This is a genomic window from Mesorhizobium sp. M0998 (assembly GCF_040318885.1).
Lineage (GTDB): Bacteria > Pseudomonadota > Alphaproteobacteria > Rhizobiales > Rhizobiaceae > Mesorhizobium.
Genome location: NZ_JAMYND010000002.1, coordinates 288,719 through 310,355, shown reverse-complemented (window position 1 = coordinate 310,355; position 21,637 = coordinate 288,719). Strand labels below are relative to the sequence as shown.

Annotated in this window: 19 protein-coding genes; 11 read left to right on the top strand and 8 right to left on the bottom strand. The window is 61.7% G+C overall.

What is annotated here, in order from left to right; genetic code table 11:
• Window positions 1–32: 32 nt before the first annotated feature.
• The gene (locus NKH59_RS03395) at window positions 33–779 is read left to right on the top strand and encodes an SDR family oxidoreductase (protein WP_352541756.1); all 747 of its coding nucleotides are present in this window, start codon (window positions 33–35) and stop codon (window positions 777–779) included.
• Window positions 780–842: 63 nt separating this feature from the next.
• Here the strand turns inward: NKH59_RS03395 and NKH59_RS03390 are convergent, their stop codons facing one another.
• The 4 genes from NKH59_RS03390 to NKH59_RS03375 all read right to left on the bottom strand — a co-directional run bounded on the left by NKH59_RS03390 (window position 843) and on the right by NKH59_RS03375 (window position 5,122).
• The gene (locus NKH59_RS03390; RefSeq protein ID WP_353020881.1) at window positions 843–1,643 is read right to left on the bottom strand and encodes an SH3 domain-containing protein; all 801 of its coding nucleotides are present in this window, start codon (window positions 1,641–1,643) and stop codon (window positions 843–845) included.
• Window positions 1,644–1,902: 259 nt separating this feature from the next.
• Window positions 1,903–3,189, bottom strand: a complete 1,287-nt coding sequence (locus NKH59_RS03385; RefSeq protein WP_353020878.1) for an NAD(P)/FAD-dependent oxidoreductase — start codon at window positions 3,187–3,189, stop codon at window positions 1,903–1,905.
• 73 nt (window positions 3,190–3,262) lie between these two features.
• Window positions 3,263–3,631, bottom strand: coding sequence for a four helix bundle protein (locus NKH59_RS03380; protein ID WP_353020875.1), 369 nt, complete (start codon window positions 3,629–3,631; stop codon window positions 3,263–3,265).
• Window positions 3,632–3,688: 57 nt separating this feature from the next.
• Window positions 3,689–5,122, bottom strand: coding sequence for a glutamine synthetase family protein (locus NKH59_RS03375; protein WP_353020873.1), 1,434 nt, complete (start codon window positions 5,120–5,122; stop codon window positions 3,689–3,691).
• Between the two features lie 169 nt (window positions 5,123–5,291).
• On the opposite strand from NKH59_RS03375, the gene NKH59_RS03370 reads away from it, so the two are divergent.
• Window positions 5,292–6,008 carry an HAD family hydrolase gene (locus NKH59_RS03370; RefSeq protein ID WP_352768106.1) on the top strand — a complete coding sequence of 239 codons (717 nt, stop codon included), beginning with the start codon at window positions 5,292–5,294 and terminating at the stop codon, window positions 6,006–6,008.
• 32 nt (window positions 6,009–6,040) lie between these two features.
• Here the strand turns inward: NKH59_RS03370 and NKH59_RS03365 are convergent, their stop codons facing one another.
• On the bottom strand, window positions 6,041–6,430 hold the full coding sequence (locus NKH59_RS03365) for an ANTAR domain-containing protein (protein ID WP_352577535.1): 390 nt from the start codon (window positions 6,428–6,430) through the stop codon (window positions 6,041–6,043).
• A 431-nt stretch (window positions 6,431–6,861) separates the two neighbouring features.
• On the opposite strand from NKH59_RS03365, the gene NKH59_RS03360 reads away from it, so the two are divergent.
• On the top strand, window positions 6,862–7,323 hold the full coding sequence (locus NKH59_RS03360) for a RidA family protein (protein ID WP_352472712.1): 462 nt from the start codon (window positions 6,862–6,864) through the stop codon (window positions 7,321–7,323).
• A gap of 65 nt (window positions 7,324–7,388) precedes the next feature.
• Here NKH59_RS03360 and NKH59_RS03355 read toward each other — a convergent pair whose 3' ends face one another.
• Window positions 7,389–7,631, bottom strand: coding sequence for an SMc00767 family acetate metabolism repressor (locus NKH59_RS03355; protein WP_023719402.1), 243 nt, complete (start codon window positions 7,629–7,631; stop codon window positions 7,389–7,391).
• Window positions 7,632–7,709: 78 nt separating this feature from the next.
• Entirely contained in the window at window positions 7,710–8,999 is a 1,290-nt protein-coding gene (gene aceA / locus NKH59_RS03350) for an isocitrate lyase (protein ID WP_352680808.1), read from the bottom strand.
• 238 nt (window positions 9,000–9,237) lie between these two features.
• Between aceA and NKH59_RS03345 the strand changes: the two genes are divergently transcribed.
• The 7 genes from NKH59_RS03345 to NKH59_RS03315 all read left to right on the top strand — a co-directional run bounded on the left by NKH59_RS03345 (window position 9,238) and on the right by NKH59_RS03315 (window position 17,377).
• Window positions 9,238–10,689, top strand: coding sequence for a helix-turn-helix domain-containing protein (locus NKH59_RS03345; protein ID WP_353020871.1), 1,452 nt, complete (start codon window positions 9,238–9,240; stop codon window positions 10,687–10,689).
• 196 nt (window positions 10,690–10,885) lie between these two features.
• Entirely contained in the window at window positions 10,886–11,785 is a 900-nt protein-coding gene (locus NKH59_RS03340) for a DUF2167 domain-containing protein (protein WP_352472709.1), read from the top strand.
• 182 nt (window positions 11,786–11,967) lie between these two features.
• The gene (locus tag NKH59_RS03335; RefSeq protein WP_352680813.1) at window positions 11,968–12,921 is read left to right on the top strand and encodes a DMT family transporter; all 954 of its coding nucleotides are present in this window, start codon (window positions 11,968–11,970) and stop codon (window positions 12,919–12,921) included.
• A 352-nt stretch (window positions 12,922–13,273) separates the two neighbouring features.
• The gene (locus tag NKH59_RS03330) at window positions 13,274–14,371 is read left to right on the top strand and encodes a polyamine ABC transporter substrate-binding protein (protein ID WP_352472707.1); all 1,098 of its coding nucleotides are present in this window, start codon (window positions 13,274–13,276) and stop codon (window positions 14,369–14,371) included.
• Window positions 14,372–14,444: 73 nt separating this feature from the next.
• Window positions 14,445–15,584 (top strand): ABC transporter ATP-binding protein, encoded by a 1,140-nt coding sequence (locus tag NKH59_RS03325; RefSeq protein ID WP_353020869.1) that lies wholly within the window; start codon window positions 14,445–14,447, stop codon window positions 15,582–15,584.
• Window positions 15,585–15,593: 9 nt separating this feature from the next.
• A complete protein-coding gene (locus NKH59_RS03320) occupies window positions 15,594–16,562 on the top strand; it encodes an ABC transporter permease subunit (protein ID WP_352502073.1) in 969 nt (322 codons plus the stop codon).
• Window positions 16,559–17,377 (top strand): ABC transporter permease, encoded by an 819-nt coding sequence (locus NKH59_RS03315; protein ID WP_023677454.1) that lies wholly within the window; start codon window positions 16,559–16,561, stop codon window positions 17,375–17,377. The genes NKH59_RS03320 and NKH59_RS03315 overlap by 4 nt, the downstream gene beginning before the upstream one ends.
• Window positions 17,378–17,386: 9 nt before the next feature.
• Here NKH59_RS03315 and NKH59_RS03310 read toward each other — a convergent pair whose 3' ends face one another.
• Window positions 17,387–19,237: an AsmA family protein gene (locus tag NKH59_RS03310; protein WP_353020868.1), complete on the bottom strand. Its 1,851-nt coding sequence runs from the start codon at window positions 19,235–19,237 to the stop codon at window positions 17,387–17,389.
• Window positions 19,238–19,520: 283 nt separating this feature from the next.
• Between NKH59_RS03310 and NKH59_RS03305 the strand changes: the two genes are divergently transcribed.
• Window positions 19,521–21,479 (top strand): acetoacetate--CoA ligase, encoded by a 1,959-nt coding sequence (locus tag NKH59_RS03305; protein ID WP_353020866.1) that lies wholly within the window; start codon window positions 19,521–19,523, stop codon window positions 21,477–21,479.
• Window positions 21,480–21,637: the final 158 nt, after the last annotated feature.

Below are 21,637 nucleotides of genomic sequence, written 5' to 3'. Positions count from 1 at the left end.
ATCGATCGCTTTCAACGATGAGTGAGAAAAGCATGCGCCTCAAAAATAAGGTCGCAATCATCACTGGCGCTGCCTCGGGCTTTGGCGAGGGCATGGCCAGGCGCTTTGCCGAGGAGGGCGCGCGGGTAGTCGTCGCCGATCTGAACGCCAAGGGCGCAGAGCGCGTTGCCGGCGAGATCGGCGAAAAGGCGATCTGGACCCAGACCGACGTCTCGCTGCGGTCCGAATTCGACGACATGGTCAATGCCGCAATGAGCGCCTTCGGCCGCATCGACATCATGGTCAACAACGCCGGTTACACCCATCGCAACGGTGACATGCTGGAAGTCGACGAAGCGACCTTCGACCTGATCACATCAGTCAACATGAAGGCGATCTACCACGCAGCGCTTGCAGTGGTGCCGGTCATGGAACGGCAAGGCGGTGGCGTCATCCTGACGACGGCCTCCACGGCCGGTATCAGGCCGCGGCCTGGCCTCACCTGGTACAATGCATCGAAGGGCTGGGCGATCACCGCGACCAAATCGATGGCGGTGGAACTCGCGCCGAAGAACATCCGCGTCAACTGCCTCTGCCCAGTTGCCGGCGAGACCGGCATGCTCGCGAAATTCATGGGCGCCGACACACCCGAGATCCGCGAGAAGTTCCGCGCGTCGATCCCGCTCGGCCGGCTTTCGACGCCGCTCGACATAGCCAATGCCGCGCTTTGGCTTGCTTCGGACGAAGCGGCTTTCATCACTGGCGTGGCGCTGGAAGTCGACGGCGGACGTTGTATTTGAACGGCCGGGGCCTCCGGCGGAGGACTGGCTGACGGCGAGCGACCCGCAATCGCTCTGCCGGCCCTACGCCCCGGTTTTGACGTAGCTCTTGTAAATCCAGCCGCGCTTGCCGTTGTAGACGATCTGGCACCATTGCTTGCAGCTCATCACCTGCACCGAGGTCTTGGCCGGCACGGTGAGAATGGCGGCCGCATTCTTTTTTGGGCCGGTGCGCATGGTGACGGATCTCAGGATGCGTCCGGTACCGGCAGTATTGGCTCTTCCGGAATTTGCCTTGGTGCTGTTGTCGTCTTCGCTCGCGGTCTGCGTCGGCAGTTGCGGCTTGGGCGTGGGGATGGCGGCGGTCTGCGCGCCATCGGGCCCGCTGTTTTTCGTTGAGCTGCCGGGAGCCGCGACTTTGGCAAACAATGCCGCAGCGTCGGGTTTTGCTGCCGGGTCGGCGAATGCCACCGAAGCAGACGATTTATCGGCCGCCTGCTCGGTCTGGCTTGCCAACTGGTCGGATGCTGCCGTGGCGGCGGCCGATGCCGTCTTTGGCCCTGTCCAGCGCGGATCGTTGGGAGCCAGCGCTGGTATCTCGGCTTCCGCTGCGGCCACCGCTGGGGAAACCGCATCTGCCTTGCCCGTCGTCCGCGGCGCCGCAGCAACCTTGGCAGGCATGATCTTCGTCGTCTTGACCGGGATGGTCGGAACGATCTGCTCAGGACTTGCGGCCGCTTGTCGCTCATTTGCCGGCAATGCCAGCCACAGTGCCACCGCGGCAACGCCGAGCAGTGCGACCGTGCCAAGCGCGGCTATCACCAGATGCGCGTTCGACCGGACCCCGTGCCAGAACGTCGGCCGCATATCGTAACCGAATTGCATCGCAAGGCGCCGTCGTTCCGGCGCGCCGAAACTGAAGGGCTCTCTCACACTTGCCACCTCCATTTGCGGGCCGATGTTCTTACGACCCATGCCGGAGAGCCGGCATTTCGATCGGCATCGGTCCCAAACCAAAAGCGGGCAGGCCCGCAAAAATTCCCCGTTCAGCTGCCCACGAGCATCATCTTTCGCCCGCGATTGTGGCATCACTGCGCCCTTGGCGGGAATTCTGCGCCCTGGTTAAGGATTCTGCAACGTCTGGTTAGATCCTGTCCCGCAACGCGTACCAGTTGAGCGCAAGGAAGAGCAGTGGCGCGCGCAAACGCCGGCCGCCGGGGAAGGGTGGAATTTTCAGGTCCTCGATCAGCTTCAGCCGGTCGCGGTTGCCGGCGACCGTCTCGGCATAAAGCTTGCCGAAAAAGTTCGACAGCATGACGCCGTGGCCGGAATAACCGCCGATCGAGGTCACATTGGGCATCACTTCGCGCACGAAGGGCTTTCTCGGCACGGTGATGCCGACGTAGCCGCCCCAACCATGAGTGATCTCGACGTCCTTCAGTGCCGGATAGATCTCAGCAATCTGCCGGCGGATGTGGATGTGGATGTCCTTGGGATCGTTGACCGCATAGATCTCGCGCCCGCCAAACAGCAGCCGCCCATCCTTCGATTTGCGGAAATAGCGCACGACGAAGCGCGAATCGTCGACCGCCTCGCCACCCGGCAACACTTTGGAATCGGCTCCCAGCGGCACCGTCGCGCCGATGAAGGAGCCGATCGGCATAATATGCGCGGCACTCACCGGTTCGAGCGTGCCGCCATAGGCGTTGACCCCGATCAGGCATTTAGCGGCGGTGATCGTGCCCTTCGGCGTCACAACCCTGACCTTGCCGCCGCCGGAGGTGATGCCGGTCGACGGCGTCTGCTCGAAAAGCTTTGCGCCGGCCTCTGCCGCGACTTTCGCGGTGCCGATCACCAGCTTCAGCGGATGGACATGGCCGGTGCCGGTGTCGCGGGTGCCGCCGAAATAATGCGTCGAGCCGAGCCGCTCGGCAGTCTCCGCGGCATCCATGAATGAGATGTGCGGATAACCGAACCGGTTTGCCATGATCTCGGCATGCGCCTTGTAGTCGTCGACATAGCGCTTCTTGTGCGCCACCGACATCTGGCCGGGCATATAGTCGATCTCGATCTGGTGCATCGCGGCAAAGTCGAGCAGATGCGCCTTGGCCTCTTCGGCAAGGTCGAACAGCGCCTTGGCGCGGGAAAAGCCGTATTCCGCTTCCAGTTCCTCTGCCCAGGCCCGTTGTCCGGTGCCGAGCTGGCCACCATTGCGGCCCGATGCGCCGTCACCGAAACGATGCGTTTCGATAAGCACGACATCCGCGCCTGTCTTGGCGAGATGAGCCGCCGCCGACAGACCGGTAAAGCCGCCGCCGACAATCACCACATCGCATGTCCGGTCGCCGTCGAGCGCCGGATATTCGGGCCTTGGCCTGGCCGTGTCTTCGTACCAGGAGCGGCCGGGGGAGATTGGGGATTGGTAGGTCATGATGCTCGGCTAAGGGAGTAGGGGAGTAGGGGAGTAGGGGAGTAGGGGAGTAGGGGAGTAGGGGAGTAGGGAGCTAGTCGGGTGACAGTTTGCGGATCAGGAGGCGAAGAAGCTTCCCAACGCTTTCGGTACTCGCCAACAATGAAGCCGCCGTCGCCTTCGGCGCGATGCCGGTACGCTCGGCGATCAGAAGCTGAGTTTCCAGTTCCTTCAATGATCCTGGAGCGATACGGAGAAATTGTTGATAGGAACCTCGGATCTCTCTGCCATATCCCTCCGCAATGTTCGATGGCACCGAGCTTGCAGCGCGCCGCACTTGGCTGGTGAGTCCATAAAGTTCTTCCTTGGGCCATGATTTCGTCGCGCCGTAAACGGCCACAGCAAGGTCCATTGCCTGCTGCCAGACTATCAAATCCTTGTAGGAACCCGTTTTCTCAGCCATTCGTCCCTACTCCCCTACTCCCCTACTCCCCTACTCCCCTACTCCCCTACTCCCCTACTACACATTCAGCAGCAAATACTCCCTCTCCCACGGGCTGATCACTTCCATGAAGGTCTCGAATTCCGCTCGCTTGATCGCCGCATAGGTGGCGGCAAATGACTTGCCGAGCAGCGCGCCGAGTTCTTCGTCAGCCTCGAACAGGTCGACGGCTTCGAGCAGGCTGCGCGGCAGGTCGATCTGGTCCTCGTTGGCGGTCGTCAGAACCGGCGGCTCGGCCTTGATCTTGTTGGTCATGCCGATCAGTCCGCAGGCAAGCGATGCCGCCAGCGCCAGATAGGGATTGGCGTCGGAGGAGGGGATGCGGTTTTCGACGCGCCGCGCCGCCGGGTCGGAGCGGGGCACGCGGAAGGCCGTGGTGCGGTTGTCGTAGCCCCATTTGTTGTTGACCGGCGCCGAGGCCGACTGCGTCAGCCGCCGGTAGGAATTGACATAGGGCGCAAACATCACCAGCGCGTTGGGCACATGTTTCTGCATGCCGCCGATGAAGTGCAAGAAGGCGTCGGTCTCCGAGCCGTCCTCCGCCGAAAAGACGTTCTTGCCGGTCTTCTTGTCGATGATCGACTGATGGATATGCATGGCCGAACCGGGCTGCCCTTGGATCGGCTTGGCCATAAACGTGGCGTAGATCTCGTGCTTGAGCGCCGCCTCGCGGATGGTTCGCTTGAACATGAACACCTGGTCGGCGAGCTCGATCGGATCGCCGTGACGCAGATTGATTTCGAGCTGGCCGGCGCCCTCCTCGTGGATCAGCGTGTCGATCTCCAGGCCCTGGCTTTCGGAGAAATGGTAGATGTCGTCGATCAATTCGTCGAATTCGTTAACCCCGGCGATCGAATAGCCGGCGCCGCCGCCGATCGGCCGCCCCGATCGACCTACCGGCGGGGTCAGCGGATAGTCCGGATCGGGGTTCTTGCGCACCAGGTAGAACTCGATCTCGGGTGCCACGACCGGCCTCAGTCCACGCTTGTCATAGGCGGCAAGCACGCGCTTCAGCACGTTGCGCGGCGTGAACTCGACCGAGCGGCCGTCCTGATGGACGAGGTCGCAGATAACCGCCGCAGTAGGGTCCTCCTCCCACGGCACCACCGTCAGCGTCGAGAGGTCAGGCATCAGCTTGAGGTCGCCGTCGTCCTCCGGATAGCGGAAGCCGTTGCCGTCCTCCGGATAGCCGCCGGAAATCGTTGTCATGAACACCGCCGAAGGCAGCGCCAGCGAGGTGTTGGAGGTGAACTTCTTCGATGGCATCATCTTGCCGCGCGCAACCCCGGCCTGGTCGGGTGTGATGCATTCGATATCTTCGATGCCGCGCCATTCCAGCCAGGCGCTGACTTCCTTCCAGTTCTTGACGCCACGTTGGTTTTTCACGAAGGCAGGCGTGCGGGCGCGTCCTCCGCGGCTCGACGGACGGACTTCCTTTTTTGCAGGCGGCATCAATCACCAGATTTGTTGCAGATTGTGGAGTATAGCCGTTGCCGGCGACGAAAGGGAAGGGGAGCCGGCTGGCGTCCGCCTCGACTAGCCGGGGAAACACAACGACTTCCGGATAAAAACATCCTGGTCTAGGGTCGGCGTCCCGCAACGCCGCAATTGAAGACGTCGAATGCAACACAGCCGCAAACTGACAACGATCGGCTTCGATGCCGACGACACGCTGTGGCAGAACGAACAGTTCTTCCGCATGACCGAGCAGCGCCTCTCCGCGCTGCTCGCCGACCACGCCGAGGAGGATCGGATTTCGGCAAGATTGCTGGAGGCCGAGAAGCGCAACCTCGCGGTCTACGGCTTCGGCATCAAGGGATTTACGCTGTCGATGATCGAGACGGCGATCGAGGTCACCGAAGGCCAGGTGCCTGCCTCAACCATTGCTGAAATTCTCGCCGCGGGCCGCGAGATGCTCAGCCATCCGATCGAGCCGCTTCCCCATGCGCGCGAGACCGTGGAAAAGCTGGGCGGCGCTTACCGCCTGGTGCTGATCACCAAGGGCGACCTGTTCGACCAGGAACGCAAGCTCGCGCAATCCGGCCTGGGCGAGCTGTTCCATGCGGTCGAAATCGTCAGCGACAAGAGCGCGGCCACGTATACCCGCATCTTCAGCCGCCACGGCGACGGCCCGGAAAAGGGTATGATGGTCGGCAACTCGCTCAAGTCGGACGTCGTGCCGGCCATCGAAGCCGGCAGTTGGGGCATCCACGTTCCGCATGAGCTCACCTGGGTGCTGGAACATGTCGAGCCGCCGGTCTCGGCACCACGCTTTCGCCAGATAGCCAATCTCGGTGAACTGCCGGGCTTGATCGAGCATATCGGCGAGATTGATTGATCAGGTCTGCAGCCGAGGCATCGCGGCAGGCGTCAGTTGCGGCTAATTCCGATCAACCGGTCGATCACCGGCTGCAGCCGTTCGGTGGTGATCGGCTTGACGACCACTGCGTCGATGACGCTGGACAGGCCCAGGCTCTCCGGCGTGCCGGTCTTGACTGAAAGCAGGATCACCGACGGAAGCGATCTGCCTGACGCCCTTCGCAGTGCATCGATACCCGACAGCAAGGCGTCGCAGTCCCCGTTCTCCGCACCGCCGTCGAGAACGACAGTGCCGGGAATCAGCGCGTGCAAGGCCTTTGCCGCGGTTTCGGGAGTTTCCGAGATCGGTTTGAGGCCGGACCGCTCGACGATCTTTGAAACCACGACCCGGTTGATCGGTGATTTTCCGACCACCAGCACCCGCGAGAAATCCGGGAGCATCCGCGTCTCCATGTCCCGGCTGACGAAAGGCAGCTGTTTTGCAGTCTCGATGTCGCGATTCGCAGGGCACATGGCGGGGCAGGCCGTTGTTCAATGTTTCAATGCAGGGTTGAAACTCGAGAGGTAATTGGCGTGAGATCACTGCTCATGTCAAGCTCAAATGGCGTATCAGGAGAATATCGCAAGAAACATTAAAATTAAAATTAAATGCTTTTCTTTGCCGCCGCTCGAAAGGAGAAGTCGCCACCACAACCGGACAGGCTCAGCTAAGTTTGGCTGTGCAGCGCGAACGCGTCAACTAGCAGCTATAGCCAGATTGACGAAAGGTTGGATGAAGTCGAGGCAAGTCTGTCGCGAGCTTGTCGCATCGCCTCGCCGGACTACCCTTCCTCGTTGGCTACACACGTCTCTTTGACCGACGGGAGATGACAATGGAACTCGTGACTCACAAGAAATTCAAAAATGGCCGGTTGATGCCATGGGGAAAGGGTACGGTCGTTACCGGCGCAAAGGGGTTTGTCTACCTTTCTGGAAACACCGCGACGGCCGAGGACTACGATCCGATCGGCAAAAGCGGCGGCGGCGCGGTCGGCGGTGCGGCCGCGCAGTGGCGCGCAATTCTCACCAACATCAAATCAGATCTGGAAGAGCTTGGCACTGCGCTCGAGCATCTCATCCGGCTGACCTTCTTTGTTAAGGGGCCATTTCCCGATGGCGGCGTTCTGAGCTCTCCTAATTTTCGCCTGGACGTCTTGGACGAATTCTTTGCCGAGCACTGCCCGAAGCACTGCAGCTACAACAACCCGCCGCCCTCGGAAGTTATCGGCGTTGCAGCACTTGCGCAGCCTGATCTTGTCATTGAAATCGTTGCACTAGCGGCTCTGCCGAACTAGGCAGAGCCGCGGCGTGCGGGGTGCGATAACATGCGCTCAAAAAAGGCGCGGTGCGGTAGAATTCATCAGTCGTGGCTCCGTTGCGTGACGATGACCGGGATCAGCAGATCGCCCCAGTTGCCATCGCCGCCATGGTGCCGTGCCGAGCGCACCAGTTCGACCGAGACGCCGGCCTCGACCGCCTTCATTACCGACTGATTGAGCCTGTGCAGATCGTTCGCCAGCATGCGGATGGTCGCCTGCTGGTCGACATTCATGCTGGTGGCCTGCTCTTCGGCCCGTTCCTTGACGCGGCTTATCGATGCCATTGGTCTTCTCCCTGTGTTGCCTTGCCTGTTGTGTTGCCATGCCCGCTTGGGCGTTCCCTCTGTTTGTCTGCTGTTCCGCTATTCCGCCGCCGGCCTGAATTGGGCGTGCTCGGTCGATCCATGCATGGCCGTGGTCGAGGACTGGCCACCGGTGATCGCCATTGAGACGGCGTCGAAATAGCCGGTGCCGACCTCGCGCTGGTGCTTGGTGGCGGTGTAGCCATTTGCTTCCGCGGCGAATTCCGCCTCCTGCAGTTCCGAATAGGCTGCCATCTGCCGCTCCTTGTAGCCGCGGGCGAGCTCGAACATGCCGAAATTGAGCTGGTGGAAACCGGCCAGCGTAATGAACTGGAACTTGTAACCCATGGCGCCGAGTTCCTTCTGGAATTTCGCAATCGTCGCGTCATCGAGATTCTTCTTCCAGTTGAAAGACGGCGAGCAATTATAGGCAAGCAGCTTGCCTGGATGATGCTTGCGCACGCCCTCGGCAAACGTCCTGGCCTGCGCCAGATCGGGCTTGGAAGTCTCACACCAGATCAGGTCCGCATAGGGCGCATAGGCGACGGCGCGAGCGATGCAGGGCTCGATGCCGTTGCTGACATGGTAGAAGCCCTCCGCCGTGCGGCCGGCGCCATAATCGACGAAGGGCCGGTCGCGTTCGTCGATGTCGGAGGTCAAGAGCTTTGCCGCTTCAGCGTCGGTGCGCGCCACGACCAGCGTCGGCGTGCCCATGACGTCGGCGGCAAGCCGCGCCGCGTTGAGGTTGCGGATGTGTGCGGCGGTCGGGATCAGTACTTTGCCGCCGAGATGGCCGCATTTCTTCTCCGAAGCCAGCTGGTCCTCGTAATGGACACCGGCCGCACCCGCCTCGATGAACGCCTTCATGATCTCGAAGGCGTTGAGCGGCCCGCCGAAGCCGGCTTCGGCATCGGCGACGATCGGCGCGAACCAGGTGTCGACCGACAGCCCCTTGCCTTCCGAAGTCTCGATCTGGTCGGCGCGCTGTAAGGTGCGGTTGATGCGCTTGACCAGCTCGGGCGCCGCATTGGCGGGATAGAGCGACTGGTCCGGGTACATCGCGGAAGCGGTGTTGGCATCTGCGGCGACCTGCCATCCCGACAGATAGATCGCTTTCAGCCCCGCCCGCACCTGCTGCATCGCCTGGTTGCCCGACATGGCACCCAGCGCGTTGACGAAATCCTCTTCATGGATGAGCTGCCACAGCCGGTTTGCCCCCATTTCGGCGAGGCTCTGCCGGATCTGCACCGAGCCGCGCAGCCGCTTCACCTCCTCCGGCGAATAGGGCCGTTCGATGCCATCAAAGCGGCCTTGCGGCGCCGACGGGACAAGGTTGTAAAAGTCGGTCATTGGTCACTCCAGGCGGTTTTGATGCCGGTTTTCGGAAGGCGTCGCAGAGGAAAAATGCGTGCGCCATGTGTGACATCATTTACATGCCGGCACGAGGCAAGCGAGGTAAACCTCCAGGTTAGCCAGAAAATAAGAGAAAACCTGTGTTGTGTTTGACTGATGAGAGCTGTAAATTTGTCATGATTGTAAAACGCCGCCATGCCATCAGCGGATGTAAATTTCTGTCAAGGGCAGTCGATTGGCCGACCACAAAATCTTTGCCGGGCCGCGCATTCGTCGCATCCGCAACGCCAAGGGGCTGACCCAGACGGCGATGGCCGAAGGGCTCGGCATCTCGCCGTCCTATCTCAATCTCATCGAGCGCAACCAGCGGCCGCTGACGGTGCAACTGATCCTGAGACTGGCAACTGTCTACAAGGTCAACCCGCACGAATTGCAAGGCGAGGCGAGGGGGTCGGTTGCCGACTTGAAGGAAGTGTTTTCAGATCCGTTGCTGGCCGGCGAACTGCCGGGCGACCAGGAACTCATCGAGCTTGCCGAGGCGGCGCCCAACGCCTCCGCTGCCGTCATAAAGCTGTTTCGCGCCTATCGCGAGCAGGCCGAGCGGCTATCCGATCTCAACGAACTGCTCGCGCGTGACGGCAAGGCCACCGCCCTCTCCGGTGCCAGGCTGCCGATCGACGAGGTGCATGAGATTTTCGAACGCCGGCCGAACCATTTTGCCGCGCTCGAAGAGGAAGCCGAGGCATTCACGTCGGTGCTCGATCCCGGCGACGATCTGTTCAGTGCGTTGAAGGCCTGGCTGCGGCGTGAATTCGGCATCGTCGTCAAGGTACTGCCGGTCGCCACCATGCCCAACTGGCGGCGTCGCTATGACCGTCACTCGCAGCGCCTGTTCCTGTCCGAGCGGCTGTCGCCATTCGATCAACTGCGCGAGGTGGCGATGGAGGCCTGCCTGATCCGCATGAGCGTCGCTGTCGCCGCCGAGATCCAGGTGCTGAAGCTGACCACCGACGAAGCCCGCCGGCTGGCGCGTTTCGAGCTCGGCCGCTATGCCGCGCACGCGCTGATGATGCCCTATCAGCCTTTTCACGCGGCGGCGGTCCGCGCCCGCTATGACATCGACATGTTGCGGTCGCGCTTCGGCGTTTCGTTCGAGCAGGCGGCCAACCGGCTGACCACCCTGCAGCGGCCGGGTGCGCTGGCTGTGCCGTTCTTCATGCTCGAGATCGACAATGCCGGCAATCGCTTCCGCAAGGCGGGCAGCCACGGCTTTCCGCAAAGCCGCTTCGGCGGCGGCTGTCCGAAGCTGCCGGTCCATGCCGCCTTCGCTCAGCCCGGCCAGATCCTGGTCGAGGCAGTGGAAATGCCAGATGGCGCAGCGTTTCTCTGCATTGCCCGCACGCTCGAGGGGCCGCAGGGCTCGTTTGCCGAGCGCCCGCGGCGCACGGCGCTGTTGCTCGGCTGCGACATCGGTTTTCGCGACGAGGTCGTCTATGGAGCGGCATTGCCGGGGCCGGCCGCCGTCGGCAAGACCGGACAGAGCGCCGCTGCGCTGGCTACGCCGGTCGGCCCTGCCTGCCGGCTGTGCGAACGCATCGGCTGCCTCGCCCGCGCCGAGCCACCCGTTACACGTCCGCTCGGCCTCGACGAGATGGTCACGGGACTGTCGGCGTTCGATTTCCAGTGATTCGGCTCCAGCAATATTGCGGCTGAATCTTCGACCAAAGGACCTCATCTGTTCCTGCGGCGGCAACCAGTAAGCTGGTTCGCGGTTGCCGGCCAAAATATTGGTTCGGCCAAAATATTGATTCAGCCGAATATTGATTCAGCATTGACGGTACGGTATCAAAAAAAAGAACTGCGCAACGGTCGGGGGATCAATGATGGGCAGGACAGTTTTTTGGCTTGGCTTGGCGCTCGCGTTTTCCGCCGATCCCGCATTGGCTGAAAAGTCCTCGGATTTCTTCAAGTCCTATCAACAGTATAATGATGCCGGCAAGGCGTTCCTGGACAAGATCGATCCGAAGACCGGCGCGATAAATCTTGCCGAAGGCATCCATCTCGACCTCAAGGACAAGTTCTATTTTCTGGACAAGAAGGACACGCTCTCCGTCCTCACCGAAGCCTGGGGCAATCCGCCCGACTCTGGTTCCGATGCCCTCGGCATGATCTTTCCAGTCTCCCATGATCCCATTGCCGACAACAATTGGGGGATAGAGCTGCGCTGGGAAAAGATCGGTTACGTCGACGACAGCGACGCCGCGTCCATCGATTACAATGAACTGCTGCGCAACATGCAGTCAGACACTCTGTCCGGCAACGATCAGAGGGTAAAGGATGGCTATGCGCCCATTACGCTGATCGGCTGGGCGTCGCCGCCGGTTTATGACGCGGCCCACAAGCGCCTGCACTGGGCCAAGGAGCTGCAATTTGGCAACGATGCCGCCCATACGCTCAACTACGACGTCCGTTTCCTTGGCAGGGAGGGCGTCTTCGTGATGAGCTATATCGCGACGGTGGAACAATTGCCGGAGATAAGGCAAAGCCTGGATGAAGTGCTTGGCCTCGCGGACTTCAATACCGGCAAGACATACGCCGATTTCGTGCCGGGCGTCGATACAGTTGCGGCGATTGGCGTCGGTGGCCTGATTGCCGGCAAGCTGGCGGCGAAAGCAGGTTTTCTGGTCGTGGCGCTGATCGCGCTGAAAAAGTTTGGCCTGCTCCTGCTGGTTCCGCTGGCCGGTCTCTGGCGCTTTATCCGCGGCAATAGGGGCACGTCGTAAAGCCATCGTCGACAGGTCGCCTCGGATCATCGCCGGGCGAGGGCGATGCGCCCTCATCAGTGCGCCAAACGGAACATCGAACTGGATCACGCCCGGCCTTCTGCTTTGCGTTACGCGAATGAGGCACGTCTCTGTCGTCCATTGCACATCGTGCTGCTCCGAATTCGCCGACAGTCATACCCATGACCGATACCGCATCATCTCCGGTTGCCGCTTCGCCGATCGTGTCGCCGCAAGGCGAACGCGTCGGCTTCCTGCTGGTATTCCTGTCGGCGTTGATGTGGAGCTTCGGCGGCAGCATTGCGCGCTTCATCGACAACGCCGACAGCTGGACGGTGGTGTTCTGGCGCTCGGTCTGGGCCGCCGCCTTCCTGCTCTGCTTCATGGTCTGGCGCGATGGCTGGCGTGGCACGCTGAAGCTGTTTCGCGGCATGGGCCTGGCCGGCCTTGCGGTGGCGTTCTGCTTCGCCACGGCGTCGACCTCTTTCGTCGTGGCGCTTGCCTATACCACCGTCGCCAACATCCTGTTGATGCAGGCCGGCGTGCCGCTTCTGGCGGCGCTGTTTGCCTGGGCGCTGTTTCGCGAACGGGTGGCGGTGGCGACCTGGGTGGCGATCGCCGCCGTTATTGTCGGCGTCGCCATCATGGTGTCGGAATCGCTCGATGGCGCGGTGTCGCCAATCGGCGACGGGCTGGCGCTGCTCATCGCTGTCATGTTCTCGATCGCCACCGTCATCACGCGCCGCTTTGCCCATGTGCGCATGACGCCGGCGACCTGCCTCGGCACGATGCTGGCGGCCGCCTTTGCGGCATCGCAGGCGTCGGCGCTGGGCGTCTCCAGCCACGATATGGGCTTCCTCTTTGCCTTTGGCGTGATCAATCTGGGACTCGGTCTCGCCTTCTTCGCCACCGGTGCCCGGCTTGTTCCGGCCGCTGTGGCGGCGCTGCTCGGCACGTTCGAACCGATCCTTGGCCCGATCTGGGTCTGGCTCATTCATTCCGAGGTGCCGTCGGCGCGTACCATCGTCGGCGGTGCCGTCGTCGTCACCGCGCTCCTCGTCCATATCGGGCTCGAGTTCAAGCGCCAGACGCGGCCCGCGCGAGCGGGCGTCATCGGTGTGCCGTCACCTAATTGATGCAGTGCGCGCGTCAAAGCGAGATGAACCATTGACAACGTCGCAGCCGCGCGGGCAGGCTGCGATCACGGCAACAACAAGACAGGCGTATCTTGCCAAGTCTCCATGCCGGCCGCATTGAGGCCGGACAATATCGTCGTCTCCCTGCCCGCGCCGTAGCGAAAGCTTCCGACGGCGTCGGAACACCACCAACGCCACGCCAGGTCTTCGCTGTCGGCTCGCCGCCGAACCATAATGGCGCCGGCAATTCGCGCTTGTCGCCTGCCTGCAAGCCCAATACCTTGAAGCAAATGCCCAGCCGCGCGGACGCCGCGACGAGCTGGCGATGGAACACTCATCAAAGGAGAATAGCATGACCCGCAAAGCGCTCTGGCTTTCGGCGACTTCGGCGTTTCTGGCAGTTTTTACCTTTGGCGCGCATGCCGAGGATCGCGTCGTCAACGTCTTCAACTGGTCGGACTATATCGACAGTTCGATCATCGACGACTTCACCAAGGAAACCGGCATCAAGGTCGTCTACGACACTTTCGATTCCAACGAGATCCTGGAAACGAAACTGCTCGCCGGCGGCAGCGGCTACGATGTCGTCGTGCCCAGCGGCAATTTCCTTGCACGCCAGATCCAGGCGGGTGTGTTCCAGAAGCTCGACAAGTCGAAACTGCCGAACATTTCAAATATGTGGGACACGGTCATGGAACGGACCGCCAAATATGATCCCGGCAACGAATATTCGATCAACTACATGTGGGGTACGGTCGGCATCGGCTACAACATCAAGAAGGTGCAGGCAGCGCTCGGCACCGACAAGATCGACAGCTGGGACGTGTTCTTCAATCCCGAAAGCCTGGCCAAATTGAAGGACTGCGGCGTCTATGTACTGGATTCGCCGGCCGACATCATACCGGCGGCACTGAAATATCTGGGCCTCGATCCGAACAGCACGTCGCCCGATGAGATTGCCAAGGCCGAAGAAACCTTGCTGAAGGTCCGGCCCTATATCCGCAAGTTCCACTCCTCCGAATACATCAACGCCCTGGCCAATGGCGACATCTGCCTGGCGGTCGGCTGGTCGGGTGACGTCTTCCAGGCCCGCAACCGCGCGGACGAAGCCAAGCAGGGTGTCGAGATCGGCTACTCGGTGCCGAAGGAAGGTGCCCAGATGTGGTTCGACCAGATGGCGATCCCGGCCGGTGCAGCGCATGTCGCCGAAGCGCATGAGTTCCTGAACTACATGATGAAGCCCGAAGTGATCGCCAAATCGTCGAACTATGTGCTCTATGCCAACGGCAACAAGGCTTCGCAGCAGTTCATCGACAAGGCGATCCTGGAAGATCCGGCGATCTATCCGGATGCAGCCACCTTGCAGAAGCTCTACACCGTATCGCCTTACGATCCCAAGACCCAGCGCATCATCACCCGCACCTGGACCAAGATCGTCACCGGCCAATAGCAATCTGACCAGGCTCCGGCAGCCGTTGCCGGAGCCGCTTTCTCATGGGGCAAGCAGCAGGACGGAGTGGGACATGAAATCGCTTGGCAGCATCCGCAGGGATTTTGCGCCATGGAACGATCCGAACGCCAAGCCATACATCCAGTTCGACAACGTCACCAAGAAATTCGGTGAGTTCACAGCGGTCAACAACCTGTCGCTGACCATTTTCGAACGCGAATTCTTTGCCTTGCTGGGGGCCTCAGGCTGCGGGAAATCGACACTGCTCAGGATGCTTGCGGGCTTCGAGGAGCCGACCGCCGGCCGCATCCTGCTCGACGGCCAGGATCTGCGCGGCATTCCGCCCTACCGGCGGCCGGTCAACATGATGTTCCAGTCCTACGCCTTGTTTCCGCACATGACGGTCGAGAACAATATCGCCTTCGGCCTCAAGCAGGAAGGCATGGCCAAGGCCGACATCGACAAGCGCGTCGCCGAGATGCTGAAGCTGGTCAAGCTCGAGCAATTCGCCAAGCGCAAACCGCACCAATTGTCGGGCGGCCAGCGCCAGCGCGTCGCACTCGCGCGCTCGGTGGCAAAGCGGCCGAAAGTCCTGCTGCTCGACGAGCCGCTTGGCGCGCTGGACAAGAAGCTGCGCGAGGAGACCCAGTTCGAGCTGATGGACCTGCAGCAGAACCTCGGCCTCACCTTCGTCGTCGTCACCCATGATCAGGAAGAGGCGATGACGATGGCCGACCGCATCGCCATCATCGACAAGGGCGAGGTGATGCAGGTGGCGACGCCGGCCGAGGTCTACGAAGCGCCGGGTTCCCGCTTCGTCGCCGGCTTCGTCGGCAATGTGAATATGTTCGACGGCAAGATCGCGGCTGGCGAGGCCGGCAGCGCGAGGATCGATGCCGGCAACGGCATCACCATCCGGACCGAAAATGCCGGCAGTGCCGCCGCCGGAACATCCGTCACCTTCGCCATCAGGCCGGAGAAGATCAAGGTGTCCTCCACGAAGCCGGCCGGTGCCGTCAACGCCATCGAAGGCGAGGTCTACGACATAGCCTATCTCGGCGACATGACCGTCTATCACGTCAGGCTGGACGACGGTCAGGTGGTGCGGGCGAGCACCATGAACGCGGCACGCCTCACCGAGGACCCATTGACCTGGAACGACCGCGCCTGGGTTTCTTTCCGCCCCGACGCCGGCGTCGTCCTGACACGGTAGGGACTGATCATGTCCGCTGTCACCGCCGCAACAAGCTCTCCGGCAAGCGCTGCCGGCAAATCCGCCTTGGTCAGGCTGGGAGCCGCCTTCGTTAGCCAGCTCGTCATCATCATCCCCTACCTCTGGCTGCTGTTCTTCTTTCTCGTGCCTTTCATCATCGTCTTCAAGATTTCGCTGTCGCAGACTGCGATCGCCATGCCGCCCTACACGCCGGTGCTCGATTTCCGCAGCGGCATTTCCGGGTTTATCTCGGAATTCGGCGCGCTCAATTTCGACAACTATACCTGGCTGACGCAGGATGCGCTTTACTTCAATGCCTATGTGACGAGCGTCATCGTCGCCGCCATCTCGACGGTCCTGACATTGCTGGTCGGCTATCCCATAGCCTATGGCATGGCGCGCGCCCCAGCGACGATTCGCCCGACCTTGCTGATGCTGGTGATCCTGCCGTTCTGGACCTCGTTCCTGATCCGTGTCTACGCCTGGATCGGCATCCTTAAGCCCGAGGGCCTGCTCAACCAGCTGCTGCTCGCCACCGGCATCATCAGCCAACCGCTGATCATCCTCAACACCTATACGGCGATCTTCATCGGCATCGTCTACTCCTATCTGCCGTTCATGGTGCTGCCGCTCTATTCGTCCTTGGAGAAGATGGACCATTCTCTGATCGAGGCCGCCAAGGATCTCGGCTGTCCGCCGACCAGCGCCTTTTGGAAGATCACCTTCCCCCTGTCGCTGCCCGGCGTCATCGCTGGCTGCCTGCTGGTGTTCATTCCCGCCGTCGGCGAGTTCGTCATTCCCGACCTGCTCGGCGGCTCGCAGACGCTGATGATCGGCAGAACGCTGTGGAACGAGTTCTTCGCCAACCGTGACTGGCCGGTGTCCTCCGCCGTCGCCGTTATCTTGCTGCTGCTGCTGATCGTGCCGATCATGCTCTTCCAGCGAGCCCAGGCGCGCGCCCAGGAGCAGGACCAATGAACGCGACCTGGAGCCGCTTCAACATCATTTCGATCGTGCTCGGCTTTGCCTTTCTTTACCTGCCGATCGTCCTGCTCGTCGTGTTCTCTTTCAACGAATCGAAGCTGGTCACCGTCTGGGGTGGCTTCTCGACGAAATGGTACGTGTCGCTGTTCCACAACCGGGGTCTGATGGACGCCACCTGGGTGACGGCCCGCGTCGGCGTCATCTCGGCAAGCGTGGCGACCGTGCTCGGCACGCTGGCGGCGCTCACCTTGACACGCTACACGCGCTTTCGCGGCCGGCTTCTGTTTTCCGGCATGGTGTTTGCGCCGCTGGTCATGCCGGAAGTCATCACCGGCCTGTCGCTGCTGCTGCTCTTCGTCGCCGTCGGCCTTGACCGCGGCTTTCTGACGGTGACGCTTGCCCACACCACGCTAACCATGTGCTTCGTTGCGGTGGTGGTTCAGTCGCGCCTGATCACTTTCGATCGTTCGCTGGAAGAGGCCGCGATGGACCTCGGTGCGCCACCGGTGAAGACCTTCTTCCAGATCACGCTGCCGGTTATCATGCCGGCTATCGTCTCCGGCTGGATGCTGGCCTTCACGCTGTCGCTCGATGATTTGGTTATTGCCAGCTTCACCTCGGGACCCGGCGCCACGACGTTGCCGATGAAGATCTACAGCCAGGTCCGCCTTGGCGTGACGCCGGAAATCAACGCAGCCTGCACCATCTTGATCGCGGTCGTCGCAGTTGGCGTGATCATCGCTTCGCTCGCAAACAAACGCCGCGAGGTGCAGCGCCAACGCGACGAGCAGGCCGCGCAGCGCGGTTGAAGCTGCTGCTTACTCTCCCGAAACGCCGCGGCTTATCGGCGAGATGAACGGCGTGCTCCAGGTGCCGCCGACGAAGAAGGACGACTGATTGGGTCCCTGGCCGTTCGTCTGCGTGGCAGCCTGGCTCGGCTGGACGATGCCGCCGGACAGCGCCAGCCCGCGTCCGGCATAGGATGCGATGCCGGAAAGCCAGATCTTGTATTGCGCGGAATTCACCTCGGCCTTGTCGATGCGCGCCACACCGTTCGAAATGCTCGCCTTGAGCTCGGCCCCGTCGATCGGCAGCGTTCCGTCCGAGACGTCCTCGAGCGCGAAGAATCCGCCCTGTTCGGTGTGCTTGAGGAACGCCGGCAGGTTAAGCCGGCTCAGCGCACCCGCGCCGAACGTCGCGGACAGCGAGCCATTGGCGTTTTCGAAAATCGAGTCCCAGGTTCTGCCAGGCCCTTTGAGGATGACCGAAACGGTTCCAGTGCCGATCGGCACCAGCCGCGTCATTCCGGCCGCGGTGCCGAAAGCGCCGCCGTCGATATCGGAAGCAAGCAGCCGGATCTCGACTTCCGTGCCGGCGGGCTTGCGGTCGAAACGGACGCTGCTCTGGACGTTGCCGCCAAAGGCGGATGCATCCGAGATGTCGAAGACGGCAAGGCCGTTCTTGACCTGGGCAGTGGCGGCGACGTCGGCAAGCTGGATGGCGCCGGCGGTGGCATGCGCCGCCGACAGCCTGAGATCGAGATTGATCCGGTCGGCGAAGCTTGTGTCGATTTCGCCCGGGCCGGTGCCGCCGGCGGATGGTACCGGCGTAAAGGCGGAGAGAAATGATCTGAGGTCGAGCGTATCGAAGGCAAGTGTGCCGGAGATCACCGGCAGTGCCTCACCATAGGTGAAGTCCAGCGCACCCATTCCCGGGTTGTTGTCGAGGGTCAGGGCCGTGTTTTCAAATTTGACGCGCCCGGCCGTCGCCGTGATCTTGCTTGAAACCGAGATCGAGCCGATTGCGGCACCGGGCGCGATGCCGGCCTGCGACCATTCGAGCACGCGTCGGAGCGAAGGTGCGGCGAATTTCGCCTGGCCGTCGAAATAGCCGTTCTCCGACATGCTGGCGCGGCCGTCGAACGAAAAACTGGCCGGTGCCGCCTTGAAGGAAAATGTGGCCGGTGCTGTGCCGCCACCAAACAGCACGAGCGGGTTCGGCGATGCTGCGTCGATGGCAACACTTTCGCCGCGCCATATCCCGGTCGCCGACAGCGTCGCATTGCTATTCATCGCGGCCCAATTCGCCTGGCCGCTCAGGCTGCTCAATATCTCTTGGTCCTTGCCGCCGATGGCAGCCACTACGCGGCCGTCCCTGAACTCGACTGTGCCGAACGGATCTGTCGGCAGCTTGCCGAGATCCGGCTTGGCTGGATTTGTGTTGATCACCGCGCGGGCAGCATCGATCGAACGCGTAATGCGCCCACCGCTGGGAATCACAGGCAGGAAAAACCCGCTCGCGGTACGCTGAACCCGGATCGTCGGTCGTACCAGCCGCGCCGTCGAAAACACCACATCGCCACGCAGCGCCGCCATCGCTGAGAGGTCGACCTCGACCCGTTCGGCCTCGACCACGGGCGGCGCATCCGTCTCTGTCCATTGCGACAGCGTCACGTCGCTCAGGATCGCCCGGAAATTCGGCCAGACCTCGATACGCGGCGCGCCGTCGATGGTGACCCGGAAACCGCTCCACGCACTCATTTCCCACGCGATACGGTCGCGTACGATGCGGGTCGAGGCGATCAACGGCAAGGCTGCGACAACCAGCGCGATGACGATGACGGCTGCGCCGATCGCCCATATTCCGCGTCGGATCAAAGGTGATGGCATATCGCCCCGTATGCTTCCATTCCGACAAAATCGCCCGACGGGTGTAACCGACGGCTGACGCATTTCAAGTCTTTATGGCCCGGCGATGGCATTTGCGCACACCCTGACCGGCGCGGTCCAACAAAATCTTGCTCTGCTGCATCGCGATATGCATAAGCGATGCCAATGCATGTCGCCCAAAAGTGCGCAGCGGTTTTGGGATAAACGACATGCATAAAGACAAAAGTTTAAAGCGCGTCGCGTGAATCTCTTCAAACGTGACGTGCTTTGAGGAGGAACAAAGATGGCTGACGACGCACCGCTCTGGATCCCGACGCAAGAGCAGATCGACGCGGCGCCGATGACCGCCTTCATGAACGCCGCGGCGAACATGGCCGGCAAGGTTTTCTCCTCCTATGCCGACCTGCATCGCTGGTCGATCGATGATCGCGAGACCTTCTGGAGCCTGGTCTGGGACTTTTGTGGCATCGTCGGCGACAAGGGCGAACGCGTGCTAGTCGATGGCGACAAGATGCCCGGCGCGACCTTCTTCCCTGATGCGAAGCTGAACTTCGCCGAGAATCTCCTGAAGAAAACCGGGCTTGGCGACGCAATCGTCTTTCGCGGCGAGGACAAGGTCGAGCGGCGGCTGTCCTGGAACGAGCTGCATGCGCTGACCTCGCGCCTGCAGCAGCTTTTCCTGTCGCTCAAGGTGAAGAAGGGCGACCGCATCGCCGCGATGATGCCCAACATGCCGGAGACGGTTGCTGCAATGCTGGCGGCCGCCTCGATCGGCGCCGTCTGGTCGTCCTGCTCCCCAGATTTCGGTGAGCAGGGTGTTCTCGACCGGTTCGGCCAGATCGAGCCGGTCATATTCATCGCGCCGGACGGCTACTGGTACAATGGCAAGGCGATCGAAGTCGCCGACAAGATCGCGGCCGTGGCGGGCAAGCTCGCCACCGTCCGCAAAGTCCTCATTGTCGACTATCTCGGCACCTCGCTCGACGTCGCCGCGACCATCGGCAAGGCGGCTGCGCTGGAAGAGGCGCTGTCACCCTTTGCCGCAAGGCCTGTCGCCTACGAAAGGCTGCCGTTTTCGCATCCGCTGTACATCCTGTTTTCATCGGGCACGACCGGCATTCCCAAATGCATTGTCCATTCGGCCGGCGGAACGCTGATCCAGCACGTCAAGGAAGAACGGCTGCATGCCGGCCTGCTCGACGGCGACCGCTTCTTCTACTTCACCACCTGCGGCTGGATGATGTGGAACTGGCTGGTGTCGGGCCTGGCATCGGGCGCCACCTTGCTGCTCTACGACGGCTCGCCGTTCTACCCGGACGGCAATGCGCTGTTCGACTTCGCCGATGCCGAAAAGATGACCTATTTCGGCACCTCGGCCAAATTCATCGATTCCGTGCGCAAGGCCGGCCTGAAGCCGATCCGCACGCATGATCTTTCCAGCGTGCGCACCATCTCATCGACCGGCTCGCCGCTATCGCCGGAAGATTTCCGCTTCGTCTATGAAGGCATCAAGAAGGACGTGCATCTGGCTTCGATTTCCGGCGGCACCGATATCGTCTCCTGCTTCGTGCTCGGCGTGCCGATCGAACCGGTATGGACCGGCGAGATCCAAGGGCCCGGGCTCGGCCTTGCCGTCGATGTCTGGGACGATGACGGCCGCCCGCTCCGCCAGGAGAAGGGCGAGCTCGTCTGCACCAAGGCGTTTCCGGCAATGCCGATCGGCTTCTGGAACGACCCTGACGGCAGGAAATACAAAGCCGCCTATTTCGAACGTTTCGACGATGTCTGGTGCCACGGCGATTTCGCCGAATGGACCGCCCATGGCGGCCTGATCATCCATGGCCGTTCCGACGCCACGCTCAATCCGGGCGGTGTCAGGATCGGCACGGCGGAGATCTACAATCAGGTCGAGCAGATGCCGGAAATCCTCGAAGCGCTGTGCATCGGCCAGGATTTCGACAATGACGTGCGTGTCGTGCTGTTCGTGCGGCTGGCGGCCGGCGTTGAGCTCGACGCCGAGCTGGAAAAACGCATCCGCGCGAAAATCCGCACCGGGGCGAGCCCGCGCCATGTGCCGGCCAAGATCGTCGCCGTCAGCGATATTCCACGAACCAAATCGGGCAAGATCACCGAGCTCGCGGTACGCGACATGGTGCACGGCCGCGCCATCAAGAACAAGGAAGCGCTCGCCAATCCCGAAGCGCTCGAGCTGTTCCGCAGCCTGCCGCAGCTTGCCGACTGACCCCGGGATCCAAGGTGGCGCCGTTTTGAGGTCCCAGGTATCGTTAACAAATTATCTCTTCGGAATTTACCTAGATTTCATGAGTGGTACACATTGGTAAATTTTCCGGCGTGCCGGTAAGGATTTGTTAAGGCCCGGCATCAATAGTCGTGCGTAAC